This is a genomic window from Mesorhizobium sp. M7A.F.Ca.AU.001.01.1.1 (assembly GCF_004022735.1).
Classification (GTDB): Bacteria; Pseudomonadota; Alphaproteobacteria; order Rhizobiales; family Rhizobiaceae; genus Mesorhizobium; species Mesorhizobium ciceri.
This window is the reverse complement of record NZ_RZPF01000897.1, coordinates 1-2,261: the sequence shown is the minus strand read 5'-3', so window position 1 is coordinate 2,261 and position 2,261 is coordinate 1. Positions and strand designations below refer to the sequence as shown.

The 2,261-nt window shown below is 59.4% G+C and carries 4 protein-coding genes; 3 read left to right on the top strand and 1 reads right to left on the bottom strand.

The genetic code is table 11. From position 1 onward, the window contains the following. The 3 genes from trbG to EN884_RS33600 all read left to right on the top strand — a co-directional run. Positions 1 to 514 (top strand): P-type conjugative transfer protein TrbG (gene trbG, locus EN884_RS33610; RefSeq protein WP_128361029.1); only part of this gene is annotated, 514 nt, incomplete at its 5' end. After that, positions 511 to 1,725: a TrbI/VirB10 family protein gene (locus EN884_RS33605; RefSeq protein ID WP_063169228.1), complete on the top strand. Its 1,215-nt coding sequence runs from the start codon at positions 511 to 513 to the stop codon at positions 1,723 to 1,725. The genes trbG and EN884_RS33605, both read left to right, overlap by 4 nt. Before the next feature lie 12 nt (positions 1,726 to 1,737). Further along, positions 1,738 to 1,980, top strand: a complete 243-nt coding sequence (locus EN884_RS33600) for a DUF2274 domain-containing protein (protein WP_024502859.1) — start codon at positions 1,738 to 1,740, stop codon at positions 1,978 to 1,980. Positions 1,981 to 2,009: 29 nt separating this feature from the next. Here EN884_RS33600 and EN884_RS39150 read toward each other — a convergent pair. Further along, positions 2,010 to 2,261 (bottom strand): hypothetical protein (locus tag EN884_RS39150; protein WP_206516445.1); only part of this gene is annotated, 252 nt, incomplete at its 5' end.

Sequence of the window (2,261 nt, the reverse complement as noted above, 5' to 3'; positions counted from 1 at the left end):
CACCAATGTCGTCATTACGACGGACCGGCGGACCTATCATTTGCAGCTTCAAAGCACCGAGAAGACCGCAATGGCGGCAATCTCCTGGACCTACAGCCAAGACCAGATCATCGCGCTTCGCCAGCGCAATGCTCAAGCCGAGGCAGTTACACCGGTCGCGTCGAATATCGCGCTCGAAAACCTTCGCTTTCGCTACTCAATCAGTGGCGACACACCGCCCTGGAGACCGACGCGAGCCTTCGACGACGGCAGCAAGGTCTATATTGAGTTCCCTCGTCGCATAGATCAGGGCGAGGCGCCACCACTCTTCATCGTCGGCGCAGATGGGAGCAGCGAGCTCGTCAACTATCGCGTGCGCGGCAACTATTACATCGTCGATCGGCTCTTCGCCGCGGCCGAACTTCGCCTCGGCACCAAGCGGCAGCAGGTGATCCGCATCAGCAGGATTGACGGCAGGCAACCGCAACGGCGGATCTCGCTCTTTCGCGGCAGCCGGCGAGGTGAGGACTCATGATCGAAAATTCCCGCTCTGGCATCCCGCCGAAACTGGATCCCGAGGAACTGCAGCTTCGGGCCTCTCCCCGCCGCGTGGTGCGGTTCAGGCGCGGTGTGATCATCGCGATCGCAGCGCTCGGATCCGGCGCTGTCTTCGGCGTTACCATGATCGCCCTCCAGGGGCCGGCCCTTCGCATCAGGGATCAGGCGGAAGATCTCTACAACACTGAGCGCAAACCAACCGCCGAGGGGCTCGATACGCTTCCCCATGACTATTCCGGCATGAAGCCGAAGCCTCCCGTCCTTGGGCTACCTTTGCCGGGCGACCTCGGCCGCCCCATCCTCGAGCGGCAGCGCCAGCTCGGCATCGTGCCGGGCCAAGACATCTCGGCCGAGGAGCAGCGTCTAGCGCAGCAGGCGATCGAAGCGCGTGAATCGCGGGTGCTTTTCCGCGTCGAAAATCGAGCTCAAAAGACAGATGTCGGAGAGAGCGTGCAAACTGCTCAGCATCCATTTGAGGCGCTTCCCCAATCCGAAGCAGGACGCGCGTCAGCCTCGGTGGCGGCGGCGGAAGGCGACCAGAACAATCAGCAGCGAAAGCTTGATTTTCTCAGCCAGCGGAGCACTGGCGGGATCTACAATCCGCATGCGCTGCAGACGCCGATCTCGCCATATCAACTGATGGCTGGCAGCGTGATTGCCGCCAGCCTGATCACCGGCATCAATTCCGATTTGCCGGGCCTTGTCGTCGCGCAAGTCACCGAAAATGTGCACGACACGGTCACGGGCAACATATTGCTGATTCCGCAGGGCTCACGTCTTATCGGCGTCTACGACAGCGTCGTCGCGTTCGGGCAAAAGCGAGCGCTGCTGGTCTGGCAGCGCATTCTGCTGCCCGACGGCTCGTCGGCCGAAATCGACAATCTGCCCGCGAGCGACACCGCCGGCTACGCAGGGCTGGAAGACGAAGTCGATTTCCACACTTGGCAGATGATCAAGGGAGTGGCGCTTGCCACATTGCTCGGTGTCGGCACAGAATTCAGCCTCGGCGAAAACGAGAGCGATCTGGTCAAGGCGATCCGGGAATCAGCCCAGCAGAACGCCAGTCGAGCCGGCCAGCGCATCACCGAAAAAAACCTCAATATCCAGCCCACCATCGTCGTCCGCCCAGGTTGGCCACTGCGCGTCATCGTGCACAAGGACATCGTGCTGCGGCCATACGCCAGTTGAGCAGGAGTTATCATGGCTGACCTGAAACTTGGAAAACTTCCGGACCGAACAGCTTCGAAGATCACCATTACCGTCAGCGCGGAGCTGAGCCAAACACTCAAGGAGTATGCTGCACTTTACCGTCAGACCTATGGTCAGTCTGAAACCGTGGCAGAACTCATCCCTTTCATGCTGGCGGCGTTTCTGGAAGGCGACCGAGCCTTTGCCAAGGCCAGAAAGGAACGTCTGCCGACGGAGCTTGCCGGAAAATCGTGACTCCTCCGCTAGGGCAGCTGGAACATTGCCTAGCTGTCGCGACCTACCTGCTCCTCGCGAAGCATAGGATCAAACACCTTGGAATGCAGGTATGCGCAAGAGATGATGTGGAAGGAGATACCGCGCAACAGCCTAAGTTTGCATTTTCGATTTGGTCGGCCGTGAACTATCCGCAAGCCATTGATCTGGCCTGTTGATTGAGGCGGATAGCGGCTTTGGAATTGCAGGATTAGCGGTATTTGGACGCTGTTTTCCTGCAATTCGGTTTTGCGATTCCCTTG

Excerpts from the sequence above, each read along its gene's own strand:
- EN884_RS33605 (WP_063169228.1), top strand. The coding sequence starts at position 511 with ATGATCGAAAATTCCCGCTCTGGCATCCCGCCGAAACTGGATCCCGAG.
- EN884_RS33600 (WP_024502859.1), top strand. The coding sequence starts at position 1,738 with ATGGCTGACCTGAAACTTGGAAAACTTCCGGACCGAACAGCTTCGAAG.